The following is a 19,083-nucleotide window of genomic DNA, read 5'->3' as shown; positions in this document are numbered from 1 at the left end:
CCCTGAACGTCGACGAACTGGTCGCCATCGACGTCCACACCCACGCGGAGGTCTCCTCCAAGGGCCACGCCTCCCTGGACGACGACCTCCACGAGGCCTCCTCCGCCTACTTCAAGGTCGAGGGCAAGCGGAAGCCGAGCCTCCAGGAGACGGCCGCCTACTACCGCGAGCGGAACATGGCCGCCGTGATCTTCACCGTGGACGCCGAGTCCGCGACCGGCACGGCCCCCGTCCCCAACGAGGAGGTCGCCGAGGCGGCCGCCGCCAACGCCGACGTCCTCATCCCCTTCGCCTCCATCGACCCCTTCCGGGGGAAGGCGGGCGTGAAGCAGGCCCGGCGCCTGGTGGAGGAGTACGGGGTGAAGGGCTTCAAGTTCCACCCCAGCATCCAGGGCTTCTTCCCCGACGACCGGTCGGTGGCGTACGACCTGTACGAGGTGATCGAGGAGACCGGCACCATCGCCCTGTTCCACACCGGCCAGACCGGCATCGGCGCCGGTGTGCCCGGCGGGGGCGGCATCCGGCTGAAGTACTCCAACCCGCTGCACGTCGACGACGTCGCCGCCGACTTCCCGCACCTGAAGATCATCCTGGCGCACCCGTCGTTCCCCTGGCAGGACGAGGCCCTCGCCGTCGCCACCCACAAACCCGGCGTGCACATCGACCTCTCCGGCTGGTCGCCGAAGTACTTCCCCCCACAGCTCGTGCAGTACGCCAACACCCTGCTGAAGGACAAGGTCCTCTTCGGCTCCGACTTCCCCGTCCTCACCCCCGACCGCTGGCTCGCCGACTTCGCCAAGCTGACGATCAAGGACGAGGTCAGGCCGAAGATCCTCAAGGAGAACGCCGCCCGTCTGCTCGGGCTGACCACACCGTAAGGGGCGTCACCGATGCGCAACGAGGGACTGGGGTCATGGCCCGCACGCCGGGCCCGCAAGACCCCCCACCGCACCGCCCTGGTCCACGGCGAGCGGTCGACCGACTACCGCACCCTGCACACGCGCACCACCCGGCTGGCCCACGCCCTGCGCGCCCGGGGCGTGCGCCGCGGCGACCGCATCGCCTACCTCGGCCCGAACCACCCCTCCTACCTGGAGACCCTGTTCGCCGCCGGCACGCTCGGCGCGGTCTTCGTCCCCCTCAACACCCGGCTGACCGGCCCCGAGATCGCCTACCAGCTCGCCGACTCCGGCGCCAAGGCGCTCCTCCACGCCCCCTCGCACACCGGCCTGGTCGCCGGACTGCCCGGCAGCACCGACGTACGGACGTACCTCGAGGTCGGCGCCGAGTACGAGGCGGCGCTGGCGTCGGCCGCCGAGGAGCCGATCGACGAGCCCGTCGGCGCCGACGACACCTGCATCATCATGTACACCTCCGGCACCACCGGCCGGCCCAAGGGCGCCATGCTCACCCACGGCAACCTCATCTGGAACGCCGTCAACGTCCTCGTCGACACCGACCTGATCGCCGACGACCGCGCCCTGGTCTCCGCGCCGCTGTTCCACACGGCCGGCCTGAACATGCTGGCGCTGCCGGTGCTGCTGAAGGGCGGCACCTGCGTCCTGGTCGAGGCGTTCGACCCGGAGACCACCTTCGACCTCGTCGAACGGCACCGCGTCACCTTCATGTTCGGCGTGCCGACCATGTTCGACCGGATCGCCCGCCATCCGCGCTGGGCCGACGCCGACCTGTCCTCCCTGCGCATCCTCACCTGCGGCGGCTCCCCGGTCCCCACCCCGCTGATCGAGGCCTACCAGCGGCGCGGCCTCACCTTCCTCCAGGGCTACGGCATGACCGAGGCCGCCCCCGGAACCCTCTTCCTGGACGCCGAGCACGCCGTCGCCAAGGCGGGCTCGGCGGGCGTGCCGCACTTCTTCAGCGACGTCCGGGTCGTCCGGCCCGACCTGGCACCCGTCGAGCCGGGGGAGACCGGCGAGGTCGTCGTACGCGGACCGCACGTCATGCCCGGCTACTGGGGTCTGCCCGAGGAGACGGCCGCCTCCTTCACCGACGGCTGGTTCCGCAGCGGGGACGCCGCCCGGGTCGACGACGACGGATACGTCTACATCGTCGACCGCATCAAGGACATGATCATCTCGGGTGGGGAGAACGTCTACCCCGCCGAGATCGAGGACCTGCTCCTCGCCCACCCCGACATCGTCGAGTGCGCGGTCATCGGCGTGCCCGACGAGGAGTGGGGCGAGGTGCCGCGCGCCGTGGTGGTCCCCCGCGAGGGCGCCGCCCTCGACCCCGACGAGGTGCTGGCCGGCCTCTCCGGCCGCCTCGCCAGGTACAAGATCCCCAAGTCGGCGGTGGTCGCGGACGCCCTCCCGCGCACCGCCTCCGGCAAGCTCCTGAAGTCCCGGGTGCGCCGGCGCTACGGCGACGGCTCCTGACGACTCCTCACTCCTCCTCCCTATCGGCCCTTCCCTGCACCTCCCCCCGACTCCTGACGAAGGAAAACGACTCCATGAGCATCACCGTCGACGGTCTCGACGCACTGAAGAAGCTGGCCGGCAGCGACCTGGGCACCAGCGAGTGGATCGAGGTCACCCAGGAACGCGTCGACACCTTCGCCGACGCCACCGGCGACCACCAGTGGATCCACGTGGACCCCGAGCGCGCCAAGGACGGCCCGTTCGGCGCCCCGATCGCGCACGGCTACCTCACGCTCTCCCTCTTCATCCCGCTCTTCACCGAGCTGCTCGACGTCCGCGGCGTCACCACGAAGGTCAACTACGGCCTGGACAAGGTGCGCTTCCCGTCCCCCGTGACGGTGGGCTCCCGCGTACGCCTGGCCGCCCGGCTGGCCGAGGTCGCGGACGTGCCCGGAGGCGTGCAGATCACCGTCGACGGCACGATCGAGATCGAGGGCGGCACGAAGCCGGCCGCGGCGCTGCGGAGCCTGTCCCGCTTCTACGCGTGAGCCCTCCCGGCGGGCGTGCTCAGCCCACGACGTCCACGAAGGCCGGGTTGGAGGAGAACCAGGTGCCGGCCCACGGGTCGCCGTCCGACGACGCTCCGCGTTGCCACACCGAGATTCGCCTCACCACCGGCGTGAACGCCAGTGCACTGTGCATGCATCCCGGTAGGGTTCACGGCGTGTCGGCAGAGCGACGCCGTCCCCGATCCGGCCGGGACGGGCGACGACGCCGTCCCGCCGGTGGCCGCGGTGAGGTCCGCCGGGTACGGCCTACGAGGGGCCGTAGACGCGGCGGCTTGGCTGCGGTGGCCCGAACCGGTCGGCCTTGCTGCGGTGCCCCGGGCCCGCTGCGGTGACCCGGGCCCGTCGGTCCGGACCTGGCGATGACCGCCGTGCCGGTGGGTGGTCGCGGAGGGCGCGCGGGCCCCCTCCCCGGCGGCCGGCCACGGACGAGGCGGGCGGCCCCCTTCCGGGCGGCCGGTCATGGACGAGGCGGGGTGCGAGGTGCTCCCGGTGGGAAAGGTGCAGGCGTGAAACTGACGATTCTGGGCGGTGGCGGGTTCCGCGTGCCGCTCGTGTACGGAGCGCTCCTCACCGACCGCGCCGAGGGCCGGGTCACCGAGGTCGTCCTGCACGACCTGGACGCGGGCCGGCTGCACGCGGTCGCCCGGGTGCTGGCCGAGCAGGCGGCCGGTGTGCCGGACGCCCCCCGCGTGACCACCACGACCGACCTGGACGAGGCCCTGCGCGGCGCCGCCTTCGTCTTCTCCGCGATCCGCGTCGGCGGCCTCCAGGGCCGAGCCGACGACGAACGGGTGGCCCTCGCCGAGGGCGTCCTCGGGCAGGAGACGGTCGGCGCCGGGGGCATCGCCTACGGCCTGCGGACGGTGCCCGTCGCCGTCGGCATCGCGCGGCGCGTCGCCCGCCTCGCCCCCGACGCCTGGGTGATCAACTTCACCAACCCGGCCGGCCTCGTCACCGAGGCCATGTCCCGTCACCTGGGCGACCGCGTCATCGGCATCTGCGACTCCCCGGTCGGCCTCGGCCGCCGTCTCGCCCGGGTGCTCGGCGCCGACCCGCGCGAGGCCTTCGTCGACTACGTCGGCCTCAACCACCTGGGCTGGGTGCGCGGTCTGCGCGTGGCCGGCCGCGACGAACTCCCGCGGCTGCTCGCCGACCCCGACCTGCTCGGCTCCTTCGAGGAGGGCAGACTGTTCGGCGCCGACTGGCTCCGCTCGCTCGGCGCGATCCCCAACGAGTACCTGCACTACTACTACTTCAACCGGGAGGCCGTCCGCGCCTACCGGGAGGCCGAGCGGACCCGGGGCGCCTTCCTGCGCGACCAGCAGGCCCGCTTCTACGAGGAGATGCGCGACCCGGCCGCGGCCGCGCTGCCCGCCTGGGACCGCACCCGCGCCGAGCGGGAGGCCACCTACATGGCCGAGAACCGGGAGACGGCCGGCGCCGGGGAGCGCGAGGCCGACGACCTCTCCGGCGGCTACGAGAAGGTGGCCCTCGCCCTGATGCGGGCCATCGCCCGCGACGAGCGCACCACCCTGATCCTCAACGTCCGCAACCGCAACACGCTCGCGGCGCTGGACCCCGAGGCCGTGATCGAGGTCCCCTGCCTGGTCGACGCCAACGGGGCGCACCCGGTGGCCGCGGCCCCGCTGCCCGGCCACGCCACCGGCCTGGTCTGCTCGGTGAAGGCGGTCGAGCGGGAGGTGCTCGCCGCCGCGGAGTCCGGCTCCCGGGCCACCGCGGTGAAGGCCTTCGCGCTGCATCCGCTGGTCGACTCGGTCACCGTGGCCCGCCGGCTCGTGGACGGATACACCGCCGTACACCCGGGCTTGGCCTACCTTGGGCACGCGTAGGGAAAGCGCTTTCCCGTCCGTGCTGCCCCTACGTGCTCCCCCTCCGCCCGCTCCCTCCCTGGAGACCCCATGCACGACGAACGCCGCCGGATCGAGGACCGCGTCGAACGCGCCCACACCCAGCGCATCCAGCCCGCGCTCTACGCGGCCGCCGTTCCCCTCGACGTCGAGGCCTGGCAGGCGCCCGGGGAACCGGTGCCCTTCGAGGAGGCCGCGGCCGCGCCGTACGCGCCCTTCGCCATGGACACCCCCTGGGGCCCGCCCTGGGGCACCACCTGGTTCCGCATGCGCGGCCGGGTGCCCGCCGAGTGGGCCGGGAGGCGGGTCGAGGCGGTCATCGACCTCGGGTTCACGGGCGGCTGGCCCGGAAACCAGGCCGAGGCGCTGGTCCACCTGCCCGACGGCCGGCCCCTCAAGGCGGTCAACCCCCTCAACCGGTACGTGCCGGTCGCCCGCCCGGCGGCCGGCGGGGAGCGGGTCGACTACCTGGTCGAGGCGGCCTCCAACCCCGACATCCTGGCCGACGGCTTCGCGGCCCCGACCCCGCTCGGCGACGTCCTGACGGCGGGCGACCGCCCGCTGTACACCTTCCGCCGCGCCGACCTCGCCGTCCTCGACGAGGAGGTCTTCCACCTCGACCTCGACCTCCAGGTCCTGCGCGACCTCATGGCCCACCTCGGCGAGCACGAGCCGCGCCGCCACGAGATCCTGCACGCCCTCGACCGGGCCATGGACGCCCTCGACCTGGACGACGTCGCCGGCAGCGCCGCGGCCGTCCGCGCGGTGCTCGCCCCCGTCCTGGCCCGGCCCGCCCACGCCGGCGCGCACACCCTCTCCGGCGTCGGCCACGCCCACATCGACTCCGCCTGGCTGTGGCCGATCCGCGAGACCAAGCGCAAGACGTCGCGCACCTTCTCCAACGTCACCGCGCTCGCCGACGAGTACGACGACTTCGTCTTCGCCTGCTCCCAGGCCCAGCAGTACGCGTGGGTGCGCGACCACTACCCGCACGTCTGGACCCGCATCCAGGAGTCGGTGAAGAAGGGCCAGTGGGCGCCGGTCGGCGGCATGTGGGTGGAGGCCGACGGCAACCTGCCCGGCGGCGAGGCCCTCGCCCGCCAGCTCGTCCACGGCAAGCGGTTCTTCCTCGAGCACTTCGGCATCGAGACCAAGGGCGTCTGGCTGCCGGACTCCTTCGGCTACACCGCCGCCTACCCGCAGCTCGCCCGGCTCGCCGGCAACGAGTGGTTCCTCACCCAGAAGCTCTCCTGGAACCAGACGAACACCTTCCCCCACCACACCTTCTGGTGGGAGGGCATCGACGGCACCCGCATCTTCACCCACTTCCCGCCCATCGACACCTACAACGCCCGCTTCAGCGGAGAGGAGATGGACCGCGCGGTGCGCAACTACGCCGAGAAGGGCGCGGGCACGCGTTCGCTGGCGCCGTTCGGCTGGGGCGACGGCGGCGGCGGCCCCACCCGCGAGATCATGGAACGCGCGCGCCGGCTCGCCGACCTGGAGGGCTCGCCCAAGGTCGTCGTCGAACACCCCGACGACTTCTTCGCCAAGGCCCGCGAGGAGTACCCGAACGCCCCCGTCTGGAACGGCGAGCTCTACCTGGAGCTGCACCGCGCCACCTACACCTCCCAGGCCCGCACCAAGCAGGGCAACCGGCGCAGCGAGCACCTGTTGCGCGAGGCCGAGCTGTGGGCGACCACGGCCGCGCTGAACGCGCCGGGCTACGCGTACCCGTACGGGACGCTGGACCGGCTGTGGAAGACGGTGCTGCTGCACCAGTTCCACGACATCTTGCCGGGGTCGTCGATCGCCTGGGTGCACCGGGAGGCGGAGGCCGAGTACGCGCGCGTCGCCGAGGAACTGGAGGCGCTGACGGCCGAGGCCGTCGCCGCGCTCGGCGCCGGGGGGCCACGGGTGTTCAACACGAGCCCGTACGACCGCGCCGAGGTGGTCCGCACGGCCGACGGCACCCCGGTCCACGTGGCCGTGCCCGCGGGCGGCAGCGCGCCCCTCACCGGCGCCGGGGCGCCGCACCCGGTCACGGTCGACGGGCGCGTCCTCGACAACGGCCTGGTGCGGGTGGAGGTGGCGCAGGACGGCACCCTGGCGTCCGTGTACGACCTGCGGGCGGACCGCGAGGTCCTCGCCGGGCCGGGCAACCTGCTGCGCCTGCACACCGACCTCCCCAACCACTGGGACGCCTGGGACATCGACCGGCACTACCGCAACCGCTACACCGACCTGCTGGCGGCGGACTCGGTGACCGTCACCGACGACGACCCCCTCGTCGGCGCGATCCGCGTCACCCGTTCCTTCGGCAAGGGCTCGACGATCACCCAGACCGTCACCGTCCGCGCGGGCAGTCCCCGCGTCGACATCGCCACCGACATCGACTGGCACGAGACGGAGAAGATCCTCAAGGCGGCCTTCCCCGTCGACATCCGGGCCGCGCACTCCTCCGCCGAGATCCAGTTCGGCCACGTCCAGCGCCCCACCCACACCAACACCACCTGGGAGGCGGCCCGTTTCGAGGTCTCCGGCCACCGCTGGGTGCACCTCGGTGAACCCGGCTACGGCGTCGCGGTCCTCAACGACTCGACGTACGGCCACGACGTCACCCGCACGGTCCGCGAGGACGGCGGCACCACCACCACGGTCCGCCTCAGCCTGGTCCGCGCCCCGCGCGTCCCGGACCCCGGGGCCGACCAGGGCCGGCACCGCCTCACCTACGCGCTGCTGCCCGGCGCGAGCATCGAGGACGCCGTCGCCGAGGGCTACGCCCTCAACCTCCCGCTGCGCGTGGCCGACGCGGCGGGCGCGCCCGCGCCGGTCGTCTCCGTGGACGGCGAGGGCGTCACCGTGGAGGCGGTCAAGCTCGCCGACGACGCCTCGGGCGACGTGGTGGTGCGGCTGTACGAGTCCCGCGGCGGCCGCGCCCGGGGCGTCCTGCGCACCGGTTTCCCGTTGGCCGCCGTCCAGGTCACCGACCTGCTCGAACGACCGCTCGACGACACGCGGGGCGGCGCGGAAGCGGAGGCGAAGGCAGAGACGGAGAGGGAGGCGGAGGTGCGGGCCGGAGCGGAGGGCGCGGAGGGCGCGGAGGGCGCGGGCGGCACCGTCGCGGTGTCCCTGCGGCCGTTCCAGATCCTGACGCTGCGCCTGAAGAGGCGCTCCTGAGTCCGCGCGTGGCGGCCCGAGTCCGCAGGTTCGGGCTCAAGTCCCCACGCGGAGGCCCGGGTTGGTCCGCGTCGGCCCGGGGCCGCCCACATCGGCCCCGGTGCCGCACGCATCGGGCCGGTCGGTCGCTCCCCGTGACAGCGGCCGACCGACCCGTCCCCCGTTCCCCCGGGGATCCCCCGTCGATCCCCGATTTCCCCCGTAGGTTCCCGATTCCCCCGTCGGTCCCCTTGCTCCCACGGAGCCCCCGTGCTCCCCGTCGTTCCTCCGTGGGCCTTCGGTGCTACACCGTTAAGAGCACGCGACCCGGGCCCTGATACACCCTGAGCGGAAAAAAAATCCCCCGGACTCGAGGCCGGGGGATTCCTGCTGTGCGCCCCGGCCGTGCGACCTCGGCGCGTGACGCTCAGTCCTGCGACCTCAGAGCGGCAGAGCCTCCGCCGCCGCCGATGTCGCGGATGCCGCGGGCGCCGTCGACGCCGGGGTCTGGTCCTCGACGGCGCCGACCGGTGCGGGCACCGTCGGAAGCAGCGTCTCCGTGTCCTCGACCCGCTGCTGCGGGAGCGACACCGGCCGCAGCGGGCGCGGGCCCGACACCACCGTGTAGTCCTGCCCCAGGAACGGCGGCACGATCTCCCCGGGGTCCTCGCCGAGCGCCAGCTGCACGGCCGCCCAGGGGGCGTTGACCCCGCAGAGGGAGAGCTGGTGCAGCCCCCCGGCCGGACGCGTGTTGACATCCATCAGCACCGGCCGCTCGCCGAACATCCGGAACTGGATGTTGGACAGGTAGTGCAGCCCGAAGCCCTCGGCGATCCGCCGGGCCGGCTCCAGCCACTGGTCCTGGAGGGTGAAGCCGCGGCGGCGGCCGTTCTTGGTGCGGCCGACGGCGAGACGGACCAGGTTGTCGGGGCCGGTGAGGCAGTCCACGGACACCTCGGGCTGCTCCAGCCGCGGCATGACCAGCCAGTCCACCGGCTCGTCGGCCTGCCGGAGCGCGTCGACGACCATGTCGAGCTGCACGTACGGCGTCGGGAAGCCGCTGAGGTGCATGAGGGAGAACGGGGCACGCGTGATCACGCGGAAGCCGACCCCGCCCGCGCCGGACGCGGGCTTGAAGCACGCCTTGTGCCCGCCCGCCTCCAACTCCTCCACGGCCGCGAGGAGTTCGTCGGCGGTCCGTACCCGCCACCACGGCGGCACGGGGACGCCGATCGCCTGGACGGCCTCGTAGGCGACCACCTTGTCCTCGAAGACGGCCACGGCCTCGGGGGTCGGCGCCAGCAGCGCCGTACCGGCCGCCGTGAAGTCGGCGCGGTGCGCCACGATCGCCGCCTGGTGCAGCCGGGGCACGAACACGTCGATGCCGCGGCGGGCGCACTGGTCGAGCGCGTACTCCACGTACGCGGCCGGGGACAGGCCCTCCGGCTCCAGGTCGGCGGTGTCGGCGGCGGCCAGGACGGGGGAGTCGGCGTCCCCGTGCGTGGCATGGATCTCGACGGCCCGATCACTGGGATTTCGCCGCAGCTGATCCATGAAGAACACGTTCTCCGCGTACGTGCGGTTGAGCCAGACGCGTACGCGAGAGACCATGCGGGCCGCCTTTCACGGTTCGCGGGCAGGGCGGAGCGGGCCCGTGCCCGGGCAGGGTGGAGGGAGGGACACCAAAGCGCCCCGTGCGAAGGGGCGTTCAAAGCGGAGGTGTTGGGGCGATCATACGGCTTCCCGAGGGTGCGGCGTGCAACGCGCGTGTTACGGATTATCCGATCATGTTCACGTTCGCGGCCCGGTCGGGTAAGGGCGCGCCGGGCCGGGCCGTCGGCCGGGGTGTCCTTGTCCCGCGCGCGCGAATGTGCTGTCGTGGTGGCGTTCGCGCGTCCGCCGGGGGCGCGCGTGACCGAGCGGGACGGGGGGTCGGACGTGGCGTCGACGGCCGGTGGTGCCGGACAGCTGCTGGCCATCAGCGATCTGCACATCGGGTATCCCGAGAACCGGGCCCTGGTCGAGCGCATGGTCCCGGACTCCGACGACGACTGGCTGCTCGTGGCCGGGGACGTCTCGGAGAGCGTGGCCGACATCGGCTGGACGCTCAAGACGCTCGCGAGCCGCTTCGCCAAGGTCGTCTGGGCCCCCGGCAACCACGAACTGTGGACCCACCCGAAGGACACGGTCACCCTCCGGGGAGTGGCCCGTTACGAACACCTGGTGGACCTCTGCCGCGAGCTGGGCGTGACGACCCCCGAGGACCCGTACCCGGTGTGGGAGGGCCCCGGCGGCCCGGTGGCGGTCGCCCCGCTGTTCCTGCTGTACGACTACTCGTTCCTGCCGCCCGGCTGCGCCACCAAGGAGGAGGGCCTGGCCTACGCGCACGGCACCGGCGTGGTGTGCAACGACGAGTACCTGCTGCACCCCGATCCGTATCCGACCCGGGAGGACTGGTGCCGGGCGCGGGTCGCCGAGACCGAGCGACGGCTCGCCGCTCTCCCCGAGGACCTGCCGACGGTCCTGGTCAACCACTATCCGCTGGACCGGCACCCGACGGACGTCCTGTGGTTCCCCGAGTTCGCCATGTGGTGCGGCACCCGGCTGACCGCCGACTGGCACCGCCGCTTCCGCGTCGAGGCCATGGTCTACGGCCATCTGCACATCCCGCGGACCACCTGGCACGAGGGGGTCCGCTTCGAGGAGGTGTCGGTGGGCTACCCCCGCGAGTGGCGCAAGCGCGCACAGCCGCCGGGCCGGCTGCGCCGCGTCCTGCCCGCCCGGGACGGTGCCGCGTGATCGAGGAACTGCTGCCGGACACGGTCGTCGCCGTGGAGGCCCACGGCGACGAGGGCGTCGCCGAGTTCGGTCACGGGCCGCTGTACCCGGAGGAGGAGGCGGTCGTGGCGCGGGCCGTCGCCAAGCGCCGCCGCGAGTTCACCGTCGTACGCTCCTGTGCGCGGCGCGCCATGGAGAAGCTCGGTGTGTCCGCGCAGCCCGTGCTGCCCGGCGAGCGGGGGGCCCCGCGGTGGCCGGCCGGCCTGACGGGCAGCATGACCCACTGCGACGGCTACGGCGCCGCGGCCCTGGTGCGCGTCGCCGACCTGGCCTCGCTCGGTATCGACGCCGAGCCGCACCAGCCGCTGCCCGAGGGCGTGCTGTCCGCCGTCGCCCTGCCCGCGGAGGCGGAGCGGCTGCGCCGGCTGGCGGCGGACCGGCCCGAGGTGCACTGGGACCGGCTGCTGTTCAGCGCCAAGGAGTCGGTCTACAAGGCGTGGTTCCCCCTCACCGGCGAGTGGCTGGACTTCAGCGAGGCCGACATCGAGATCGACGCCGGCCTCCAGGACGGCGCACGGGGCACCTTCCGCGCCCGGCTCCTGGTCCCCGGCCCCGTGGTCGGCGACCGCCGGCTGGCGCACTTCGACGGCCGCTGGGCCGTGGGGCGCGGGCTGGTGGCGACCGCGATCACGGTCCCGCACGCCTGAACCGTGCGGCGGCCCGCGGACCCGGCGCCGTCCGCGTCCGCCCGCTCACCTCTCCGGGCACCAGCTGTGCAGCAGCCGGAAGAACCCCTCCTCGTTGCCCGTCAGACCGGCGGCCCGCAGGGCCTGTTCGGCCTCGGCCAGGACGGCGGGCGGGACGACGGGCGGCAGCCGGTCGTGCGGCGGGCCGGATCCGTCGTCACCGAAAGCGGCCCGGACGGTGTGCAGCAGCCGCAGATAGGCCTGGACGGCGGTGCGCTCGCGGTCGGTCAGTACGGCAGTGGGCATCGGTCGGCTCTCCCCGCGTCGGCGTCGTCTCCCCCGCGCCCTGACGGCGCGTACGCCCCCGTGCGGCGGCGCACCCCCCAGCTTGCCGTCCACCACTGACAATGCGGCCCCGTCCCGCGCCGGTTCGCCCGCTTAGCGGAGGTGAAACCTCGCCGAAACCCCCCGGGGAAAACGGCTCCTACGCTGGACCGGAGGGCTGTCGGCGACCGCCGGAGGCCAGGGCGAAGGGAGGCGGCCGGTGACCGACGTCCCGAGGCGCCGACCGGCGCACGGCACACGGCTGCGCCGGGTGGGCGACGGCGAGCCGGGCGTGCACCACCGTGTCGTGCACGGCTACCGGCGGGCCTTCCGCATGGCGGGCGACGGTCCGGCGCTCGTCCTGATCCACGGCATCGGGGACTCCTCGGCGACCTGGGCCGACGTGCTCCCGCACCTCGCCCGCACCCACACCGTCATCGCCCCCGACCTGCTCGGCCACGGCGCCTCCGACAAGCCGCGCGCCGACTACTCGGTGGCCGCGTACGCCAACGGCCTGCGCGATCTGCTCACCACCCTCGGCATCGACTCGGCGACCCTGGTCGGCCACTCGCTCGGCGGGGGCGTGGCGATGCAGTTCGCCTACCAGTTCCCGGAGCGCACCGAACGCCTCGTCCTCGTCAGCGCGGGGGGCGTGGGCCGGGAGGTCAACCCCGCCCTGCGGCTGGTCTCGCTGCCCGGCGCCCCGCTGGCGCTGTCCGCGCTGCGGCTGCCCGGGATGCGCCTCCCCCTGGGACTCGCCGTCCGTCTGCTGAGGCTCCTGGACACCGGTCTGGGCCAGGACGCCCCGGAGCTGCTCACCCTCGTCGACGCGCTGCCGGACGGCACGTCGCGCGACGCGTTCGTGCGGACCCTGCGCGCGGTCGTCGACTGGCGCGGCCAGGTGGTGACGATGCTGGACCGCTGCTACCTGACCGCCGGTCTGCCGACCCTGCTGCTGTGGGGCGACCGGGACAGCGTGGTACCGGTCCGGCACGCCCACCGGGCGCACGAGGCGATGCCGGGCAGCCGGCTGGAGATCTTCGAGGGCGCCGGCCACTTCCCGTTCCACACCGACCCCGACCGGTTCCGCGCCCTCGTCGAGGAGTTCACCCGTACCACCGCCCCGGCCGACTGGAGCCGCGACCGCTGGCGCGCCCTGCTGCGCGGGGGCGGGTTCGACGCGGACCCGTCACTCGCGGCCGGCGGCCGTCGGGCGCGGGAGGCCGGCGACCGCGGTGCCACTTGAGCGCCGGGCACCGGTCCGCGGGGAGCGCCCTCGGGACGCCCCGTGCCGGCGGGTCGGCTCACCGGGGCGGCGCGCCGGGCCGTCCGGTTCGGCCCCTCAAGGCGCACCGGGCCGCCCGTCTCAGGCTCCGCCCCGCTCAGGCCCCGCCCCGCTCCTGCCGTCCCAGGTAGCCCAGCGACGCCCCGATCCGCCCCGCCAGGTGGTCCCGCGGGGCCCGCTGGTGCGTCACCGGGCCCGCGAGCCACGTACGGCACTTGCTGGCCAGCAGCAGGCCGAAGCGCTCGGCGTCCCGCTCGTCGGCCTGGTCGAAGCGGGTACGGGCGGCGACCTTGTGGACCGTCGCCTGGAGGTCCGCGCCGTCGTGGAGCAGCCGGGCCGCGACGGCGGCGCCCTCGACGTGGTGGCTGCAGTGACCCGCCTTCATGTGCCACAGCTCATGGCCGAGGATCACCAACTGGTGGTCGGGCGCGGTGCGTTCCTCGATGACGACGAGGTCCTGGTCGGCCATGTCGAGCCACAGCCCGCTGGCGGTGCCGGGCGGGAAGGCCGCCGTGCGGAAGTGGACGGGGCGGCCGCGGCGTCTGCTCATGCCGTCGCACAGGGCGGTGTACAGGTCGGCCGGTGCGGCGGGGGCCGGGAGGGTGAGCTCCCCGACCAGCTCGTCGCGCAGGCGGCGCATGTCCTTGCCGATGCCCACAGTTATCCCCCGGATCACGACTCGGGCCGCTTCACGCTCTCCAGGAGCATGTCCAGCCACTCGGCGACCTTGTCGCGGTGCTGGTCGGTGGGGAGCTGCGCGGCCCGCCAGGCGATGCCGCGCACGCCGTGGTCCTGCAACAGCCGCTCCAGCGGGTCCTCGGCGGCCGCGGCCGCCTCCCGGGCGGCGAGCTTCTGCAACAGTTCCTGCTCGACGTGCTGGAGGGCGCCCGCGAGCGCCTCGGGGTCCTCGGCCGTGAGGAAGCCGGCGTGGACGCGGAAGAAGCGCTGGAGGGCGTCGCAGTGCTCCATCGTGGGGCGGCGGTCGCCGTTGATGAGGGCACCCGCCTGCTGCCGTGACATGCCGGCGCCGTCGGCGATCTCCTGCTGGGTGTACTTGCGCCCGTTGGGCTTGAGCCGGGTGCGGCGCAGCAGGTCCAGGCGTTGCAGGAAGCGGGCCTGCACATCCGGTTCGCCGGCCGGCCGGCCGCTCAGCAGGGCCTTGACCACGGACTCGGGGACCCCGGAGGCGATGGACAGCCGTCCGGTGTCGAAGACCTCCGGGTACGGCACGCCCAGCCGGTCGGCGAGTGCGGTGACACGGGCGGCGACGGCCGACAGCAGCACCGTCGCCGTGGCGCCCGGAACCTCGAAGCCATCCGTCACCGACAGGTCTCCTACGTCTCTCCGACCCCTTCACAGGCATTACACGATCGCCGTGAACTGACCGGAGGGTAGCGGGTTCTTCGAACTCTCATCCAGGTCTCGCCACAACTGTGGCCAATTTCAGCCGTCAACGAGCGCGGAATGCCACGATAGTTGACATGCGTCGCGACGGGGTACCAGGATCAGGGCGCCGCGTGCAGGCGGCACAGGCAAGAGGGGTGACCTCCCGATGGCGTATCAGGCAGGTGGGCAGCGGTCGGTACCGCGGCCCGTCCCCGACGGTTCCGAGGCCCAGGCCTACCTCCAGGACTACGCCGGGTACCTGGAGGCCGTCCCCTTCCCGTCCGTCGTCCTGGACCACCGCTGGGACGTCGTCCTGGCCAACACCGCTTTCCGGACACTCTTCCGGGAGGTGGGCCCGCACCCGACGGCCCTGCCGGGCGACAACTTCCTCCGGTTCGTGCTCTTCCACCCCGACGCGCCGTCGGTCCTCGGCGACCACGAGTCCAGCTGGTGCCTGCCGATGATGGCCCGCTTCTCGGCGGCCGTCGAACGGTACGGCCACGACCACGGGCTCCAGGCGATCCGCCGGGAGATCGCGCAGGACCCGCTCATGGAGGCCGCCTACCGGCAGGGCCTGCCGCACTGGATCCGCGCGGTCGGCGAGGAGGCCGTCGAGCACGACGGAGCGGTCCGGCCCCTGCTGCACCCGGACCCGCGCTGGGGCGCCACCCAGTGCCGCATCGTCGCCGACACCCCCAGGACGCTCCAGGACCTGGGGTACACACGGCTGACGATGGTGCTGCGCGAGGCGCCCGCGCCCGCGCCGCGCCGGGCACGCCGCCGCCCGCGCCGCAGCGCGGCGCACCTCAGCGTGGTCGCCGCCCCCGAGGTCTGACCGGGCACCGTCGGCGTTCAGGTCGCCGACGGCGCTCCGGTCCGCAGGCCGCTCCGGTCCGCAGGCCGGTCCGGTGCGCAGGCCGGTGCGGTGCGGCATCGGCGGCTTGTCGGCCGGCCGGCCTGAGCGGTGCCGGGGTGTCGGCCTGCCGGTCCGTCCGGTGTCGGACGGTGCCGGCCGGCTCAGTGCGGTGCCGGAGGCGGGTCCGCCGGGACCGTGCCCTGGGCGAGCGGGTCCGCCGGAGCCGCGCCCTTCGTGAGCGGTACGGCCGGGGCGGTGTCCTGCGCGACCGGTTCCGCCCCGGCCCCGGCCCCGTCCTTCTCGGCCGGCCGGCCGGACGCCCCGCGCTTCGCCGCCTGGATCTGCTCCCACACATGGGTGCGCAGCTCGGCGAAGCGCGGGGCGACGCGGGTGTGCAACTGGTCGCGCTCCGGCGGCAGATCGACCTTCAGCTGCTCCTGGACGACGGTCGGCGAGGCGGACAGGACGACGACCCGCTCGCCCAGGTAGACGGCCTCGTCGATGTCGTGGGTGACGAACAGGATCGTGATGCCGCGCTCCCGCCACAGGCCCCGCACGAGGTCCTCCAGGTCGGCGCGGGTCTGGGCGTCGACGGCCGCGAACGGCTCGTCCATCAGCAGCACCCGGGGTTCGTAGGCGAGCGCCCGCGCGATCGCCACCCGCTGCTGCATGCCGCCCGACAACTGCCAGGGGTACGCGGAGGCGGCGTCCGCCAGCCCGACCGACTCCAGCGCGTCGGCCACCAGCTCCCGCCGCCGCGCCTTGCGCAGCCCCTTCTGCTTCAGCGGGAGTCCGACGTTCTCGCCGACCCGCATCCACGGGAAGAGGCTCCGCCCGTACTCCTGGAACACGAACGCCATGCCGGGCGGCGGCCCGGTCACCTTCCGGCCCTCCAGGAAGACCTCGCCGGACGTCGGCGTCATCAGGCCGCCCATGCACTTCAGCAGGGTCGTCTTGCCGCAGCCCGACGGGCCGACGAGACAGACCAGTTCACCGTCGGCGACGGTGAAGGTGAGGTCGCGCACCGCCTCCACCCGCCGCCCGGAACCCTCGTAGACCTTCTTCAGGCCGCGTACGTCGAGCATGCCCTGCCCTTTCGAACCGTTCGAGGACGGCACCGTCCGAGGACGTCACCGTTCGAGGACGTCACCGGGAGCGCCGGGTGGCGGCGCGCAGACCGTGGTACCAGCCGAGCATCCGCCGCTCGACCAGCTGGAAGAGGACCGACAGGACGAAGCCGAGCAGGCCGAGCAGCAGGATCCCGGTCCACATGTCCGGGATGGCGAAGCCGCGCTGGAACTGCACGATGGTGAAGCCGAGGCCGTTGCTGGCGGCGAACATCTCGCTGATGACCATCAGGATGATCCCGATGGACAGCGCCTGGCGCAGGCCCGCGAAGATCTGCGGACTCGCCGAGCGCAGCACCAGGTCCCGCAGCCGTGCCACGCCCGTGATGCCGTACGAGCGGGCCGTCTCCGCCATCACCGGGTCCACCGCCCGCACGCCCTCGACGGTGTTGAGCAGGACCGGCCACACGCAGCCGGCCGCTATCACCACGACCTTCATGGTGTCGCCGATGCCCGCGAACAGCATGATGACCGGCACCAGGACCGGCGGTGGCACCGCCCGCAGGAACTCCAGGACCGGCTCGCACACCGCCCGCACCCGCCGGTAGGAGCCGATGACGGTGCCCAGCGCGATCCCCGCCACGGCCGCCAGCGCGTAGCCGCCCGCCAGCCGCAGCACGCTCGGCAGGACGTCCGCGCGCAGCCGCTCGCCCGTCCACACGTCGGGGAAGGTCTCCAGGATCGTCCGCAGGGGCGGCCAGTACACGTCGGTGCTGTGCGCGGACGCCGCCCACCAGACCGCGACCAGCACGGCCGGCAGGGCGAGCACCAGCACCGTCCGGAGCAGCAGCCGTCTCACACCGCCACCTCCCCGCGCACCGACTGGTGCCAGCCCAGCGCCCGGCGCTCCACCGTGCGCGCCCCGACGTTGATCAGCAGGCCGAGCAGACCCGCGACGACGATCAGCGCGTACATCTCGGGCACCGCCTGCGACGTCTGCGCGACCGCGATGCGGGCGCCCAGTCCCGGCGCGCCGATGACCAGTTCGGCGGTGACGGCGAGGATCAGCGCGACCGCCGCCGCGAGCCGCACCCCGGTCATGACGTACGGCAGCGCGGTCGGCCACAGCACGTGCCGCACGCGCGCCCAGGGGCCGAGGCCGTAGGAGCGGGCCGTCTCCTCGGCGACCGGGTCGACGTCCTGGACGCCGTACAGGACCTGGATGAGGACCTGCCAGAAGGAGGCGTAGACGACCAGGAGGAGGACCGAGCGCAGTTCGGTGCCGTACAGCAGCACGGCCAGCGGGATCAGGGCGACGGACGGGATCGGGCGCAGGAACTCGATCGTCGAGGCCGTGCCCTCGCGCAGGTACGGGACGACGGAGATCACCACCCCGGCGACGACGCCCGCGGCGACCGCGAGCGCCAGGCCCAGGGCCCAGCCGGTGAGGGTGTCGCCGAGGGCCGTCCAGAAGGCGCCGTCGGCGAGTTCGTCGCCGAGGGCCGCGAGGATGCGGCTCGTCGGCGGGAAGTAGGCCTCCTTGACCAGGCCGAGCCGCGGCACCGCCTCGCCCAGGGCGAGGAAGGCCGCGAGCCCGGCCGCGCCGAGCGCGGCGTTGCCGCCCCTCACGGAAGCAGCTCGTCCAGGTCGGGGTCCGCCTTGAACAGGCCGTCCTCGTCGCCCAGTTCCTTCAGCGCCTCGATGGAGGAGCGGTTCGCCTCGGCGGGCCACTTCGGCAGCGTCACCTGCTCCAGCACCGCGGCGGGGATCTTGGTGTACGTGGTGACGATCTGCCGGACCTCGTCCGGGTGGGCGTCGGCGTAGGCGAGGGACTCGGCCGTGGCCTGCTGGAACTTCTTCACCACGTCCGGGTTCTGCTGCGCGTACTGCGCCGAGGTGAAGTACATGGCGACGGTGAGGTTCGCGGCGACGTCGACCATGGGCGAGGCGATCTCCACGCCGCCCTGGCTCTTGACGGTGGCGAGGGCGGGCTCGACCACCATCGCGGCGTCGATCTGCCCGCCGTCGAGGGCGGCCGGCATCTGGTCGAAGGGCAGCTCGACGAACTTCACCTTGTCCGGATCGCCGCCCGCGGTGCGCACCGAGGCGCGCACCGCGGTCTCGTTGATGTTCTTCAGGGTGTTGATGGCGACCTTCTTGCCCTCCAGGTCCTTCGCGGACTTCAGCGCGCTGCCCTTCTTCACCGTGATCGCGCCGAAGTCTTTGCCCTGCACGCCGGTCGAGGCGATGCCGTTGGCGACGGCCTTCACGGGCACGTTGTTGGACTGCGCGACCATGAGGGAGGTCATGTTGCTGAAGCCGAACTGGAACTGGCCGCTGACGACGCCCGGCACGATCGCCGCGCCGCCCTGCGCGGTCGTGATCGACAGCTTCAGCCCCTGCTTCTCGTAGAAGCCCTTCTGCACGCCCAGGTAGACGGGTGCCACGTCGACGATGGGAATGAGACCGAGCTTGACGGTGGTGGTGCCCCCCGACGACGTGTCCTTGTCCGACGGACCGGAGTCGTCGGACGAGCCACAGGCCGCCGTGGCGAGCAGGAAGGTGCCGGCCGCGAGACCGGCGAGCAGACGACGCATGGCTCCTCCTGTGCAGACAAAGGTGTTCCGACAGGCTGTGCGCACCCCGCACAGTAGTGCTCAACTGGCGTGCAGGGAACGTAGAACCACGCGTTCGACCGGGTCAATGGGTTGGCTGACGAAATCGTTG

General features: G+C 73.3%; 18 protein-coding genes. 9 read left to right on the top strand and 9 right to left on the bottom strand.

Features of this window, described 5'->3' with window-relative positions:
- Positions 1-2: 2 nt before the first annotated feature.
- The 3 genes from ACZ3KJ_RS32980 (at position 3) to ACZ3KJ_RS32970 (ending at position 2,926) form a co-directional block, all read left to right on the top strand.
- Positions 3-878: an amidohydrolase family protein gene (locus ACZ3KJ_RS32980; protein ID WP_467532416.1), complete on the top strand. Its 876-nt coding sequence runs from the start codon at positions 3-5 to the stop codon at positions 876-878.
- A gap of 12 nt (positions 879-890) precedes the next feature.
- On the top strand, positions 891-2,396 hold the full coding sequence (menE, locus tag ACZ3KJ_RS32975; RefSeq protein WP_467532385.1) for an o-succinylbenzoate--CoA ligase: 1,506 nt from the start codon (positions 891-893) through the stop codon (positions 2,394-2,396).
- Between the two features lie 74 nt (positions 2,397-2,470).
- A complete protein-coding gene (locus ACZ3KJ_RS32970) occupies positions 2,471-2,926 on the top strand; it encodes a MaoC family dehydratase (RefSeq protein ID WP_467532384.1) in 456 nt (151 codons plus the stop codon).
- Positions 2,927-2,945: 19 nt separating this feature from the next.
- Here the strand turns inward: ACZ3KJ_RS32970 and ACZ3KJ_RS32965 are convergent, their stop codons facing one another.
- The gene (locus ACZ3KJ_RS32965) at positions 2,946-3,080 is read right to left on the bottom strand and encodes a hypothetical protein (protein ID WP_467532383.1); all 135 of its coding nucleotides are present in this window, start codon (positions 3,078-3,080) and stop codon (positions 2,946-2,948) included.
- Positions 3,081-3,453: 373 nt separating this feature from the next.
- Here ACZ3KJ_RS32965 and ACZ3KJ_RS32960 point away from each other — a divergent pair, with 373 nt between their 5' ends.
- Entirely contained in the window at positions 3,454-4,797 is a 1,344-nt protein-coding gene (locus ACZ3KJ_RS32960; RefSeq protein ID WP_467532382.1) for a 6-phospho-beta-glucosidase, read from the top strand.
- 69 nt (positions 4,798-4,866) lie between these two features.
- Complete coding sequence (locus tag ACZ3KJ_RS32955) at positions 4,867-7,995, top strand: alpha-mannosidase (protein ID WP_467532380.1); 3,129 nt, start codon at positions 4,867-4,869, stop codon at positions 7,993-7,995.
- A gap of 420 nt (positions 7,996-8,415) precedes the next feature.
- Here the strand turns inward: ACZ3KJ_RS32955 and ACZ3KJ_RS32950 are convergent, their stop codons facing one another.
- Complete coding sequence (locus ACZ3KJ_RS32950) at positions 8,416-9,585, bottom strand: ATP-grasp domain-containing protein (RefSeq protein ID WP_467532378.1); 1,170 nt, start codon at positions 9,583-9,585, stop codon at positions 8,416-8,418.
- A 327-nt stretch (positions 9,586-9,912) separates the two neighbouring features.
- On the opposite strand from ACZ3KJ_RS32950, the gene ACZ3KJ_RS32945 reads away from it, so the two are divergent.
- Together ACZ3KJ_RS32945 and ACZ3KJ_RS32940 are read left to right on the top strand one after the other, a co-directional pair.
- Positions 9,913-10,773, top strand: coding sequence for a metallophosphoesterase family protein (locus tag ACZ3KJ_RS32945; RefSeq protein ID WP_467532415.1), 861 nt, complete (start codon positions 9,913-9,915; stop codon positions 10,771-10,773).
- Positions 10,770-11,459, top strand: a complete 690-nt coding sequence (locus ACZ3KJ_RS32940; protein WP_467532377.1) for a 4'-phosphopantetheinyl transferase family protein — start codon at positions 10,770-10,772, stop codon at positions 11,457-11,459. Before ACZ3KJ_RS32945 ends, ACZ3KJ_RS32940 begins: the two co-directional genes overlap by 4 nt.
- 45 nt (positions 11,460-11,504) lie before the next feature.
- Here ACZ3KJ_RS32940 and ACZ3KJ_RS32935 read toward each other — a convergent pair whose 3' ends face one another.
- Positions 11,505-11,744, bottom strand: coding sequence for a hypothetical protein (locus tag ACZ3KJ_RS32935; RefSeq protein ID WP_467532376.1), 240 nt, complete (start codon positions 11,742-11,744; stop codon positions 11,505-11,507).
- Between the two features lie 238 nt (positions 11,745-11,982).
- On the opposite strand from ACZ3KJ_RS32935, the gene ACZ3KJ_RS32930 reads away from it, so the two are divergent.
- Entirely contained in the window at positions 11,983-13,008 is a 1,026-nt protein-coding gene (locus ACZ3KJ_RS32930) for an alpha/beta fold hydrolase (RefSeq protein ID WP_467532375.1), read from the top strand.
- Between the two features lie 136 nt (positions 13,009-13,144).
- On the opposite strand, the gene ACZ3KJ_RS32925 is transcribed toward ACZ3KJ_RS32930, so the two are convergent.
- Positions 13,145-13,687 (bottom strand): toxin-antitoxin system, toxin component, encoded by a 543-nt coding sequence (locus ACZ3KJ_RS32925; RefSeq protein ID WP_467532414.1) that lies wholly within the window; start codon positions 13,685-13,687, stop codon positions 13,145-13,147.
- Between the two features lie 32 nt (positions 13,688-13,719).
- Complete coding sequence (locus tag ACZ3KJ_RS32920) at positions 13,720-14,370, bottom strand: helix-turn-helix domain-containing protein (RefSeq protein WP_467532374.1); 651 nt, start codon at positions 14,368-14,370, stop codon at positions 13,720-13,722.
- A 229-nt stretch (positions 14,371-14,599) separates the two neighbouring features.
- On the opposite strand from ACZ3KJ_RS32920, the gene ACZ3KJ_RS32915 reads away from it, so the two are divergent.
- Complete coding sequence (locus ACZ3KJ_RS32915) at positions 14,600-15,268, top strand: MmyB family transcriptional regulator (protein WP_467532372.1); 669 nt, start codon at positions 14,600-14,602, stop codon at positions 15,266-15,268.
- A 182-nt stretch (positions 15,269-15,450) separates the two neighbouring features.
- On the opposite strand, the gene ACZ3KJ_RS32910 is transcribed toward ACZ3KJ_RS32915, so the two are convergent.
- From ACZ3KJ_RS32910 to ACZ3KJ_RS32895, 4 genes are all read right to left on the bottom strand, one after another.
- Positions 15,451-16,374, bottom strand: coding sequence for an ABC transporter ATP-binding protein (locus tag ACZ3KJ_RS32910; protein ID WP_467532370.1), 924 nt, complete (start codon positions 16,372-16,374; stop codon positions 15,451-15,453).
- A gap of 61 nt (positions 16,375-16,435) precedes the next feature.
- Positions 16,436-17,215, bottom strand: a complete 780-nt coding sequence (locus ACZ3KJ_RS32905) for an ABC transporter permease (RefSeq protein ID WP_467532369.1) — start codon at positions 17,213-17,215, stop codon at positions 16,436-16,438.
- Entirely contained in the window at positions 17,212-17,985 is a 774-nt protein-coding gene (locus tag ACZ3KJ_RS32900) for an ABC transporter permease (protein ID WP_467532368.1), read from the bottom strand. Before ACZ3KJ_RS32900 ends, ACZ3KJ_RS32905 begins: the two co-directional genes overlap by 4 nt.
- On the bottom strand, positions 17,982-18,953 hold the full coding sequence (locus tag ACZ3KJ_RS32895) for an ABC transporter substrate-binding protein (RefSeq protein WP_467532367.1): 972 nt from the start codon (positions 18,951-18,953) through the stop codon (positions 17,982-17,984). The genes ACZ3KJ_RS32900 and ACZ3KJ_RS32895 overlap by 4 nt, the downstream gene beginning before the upstream one ends.
- Between the last annotated feature and the right edge of the window lie 130 nt (positions 18,954-19,083).

This window comes from Streptomyces sp. NPDC003248, assembly GCF_055563235.1.
The sequence above is the reverse complement of the archived record's forward strand: the minus strand, read 5'-3'. Positions and strand labels throughout refer to the sequence as shown.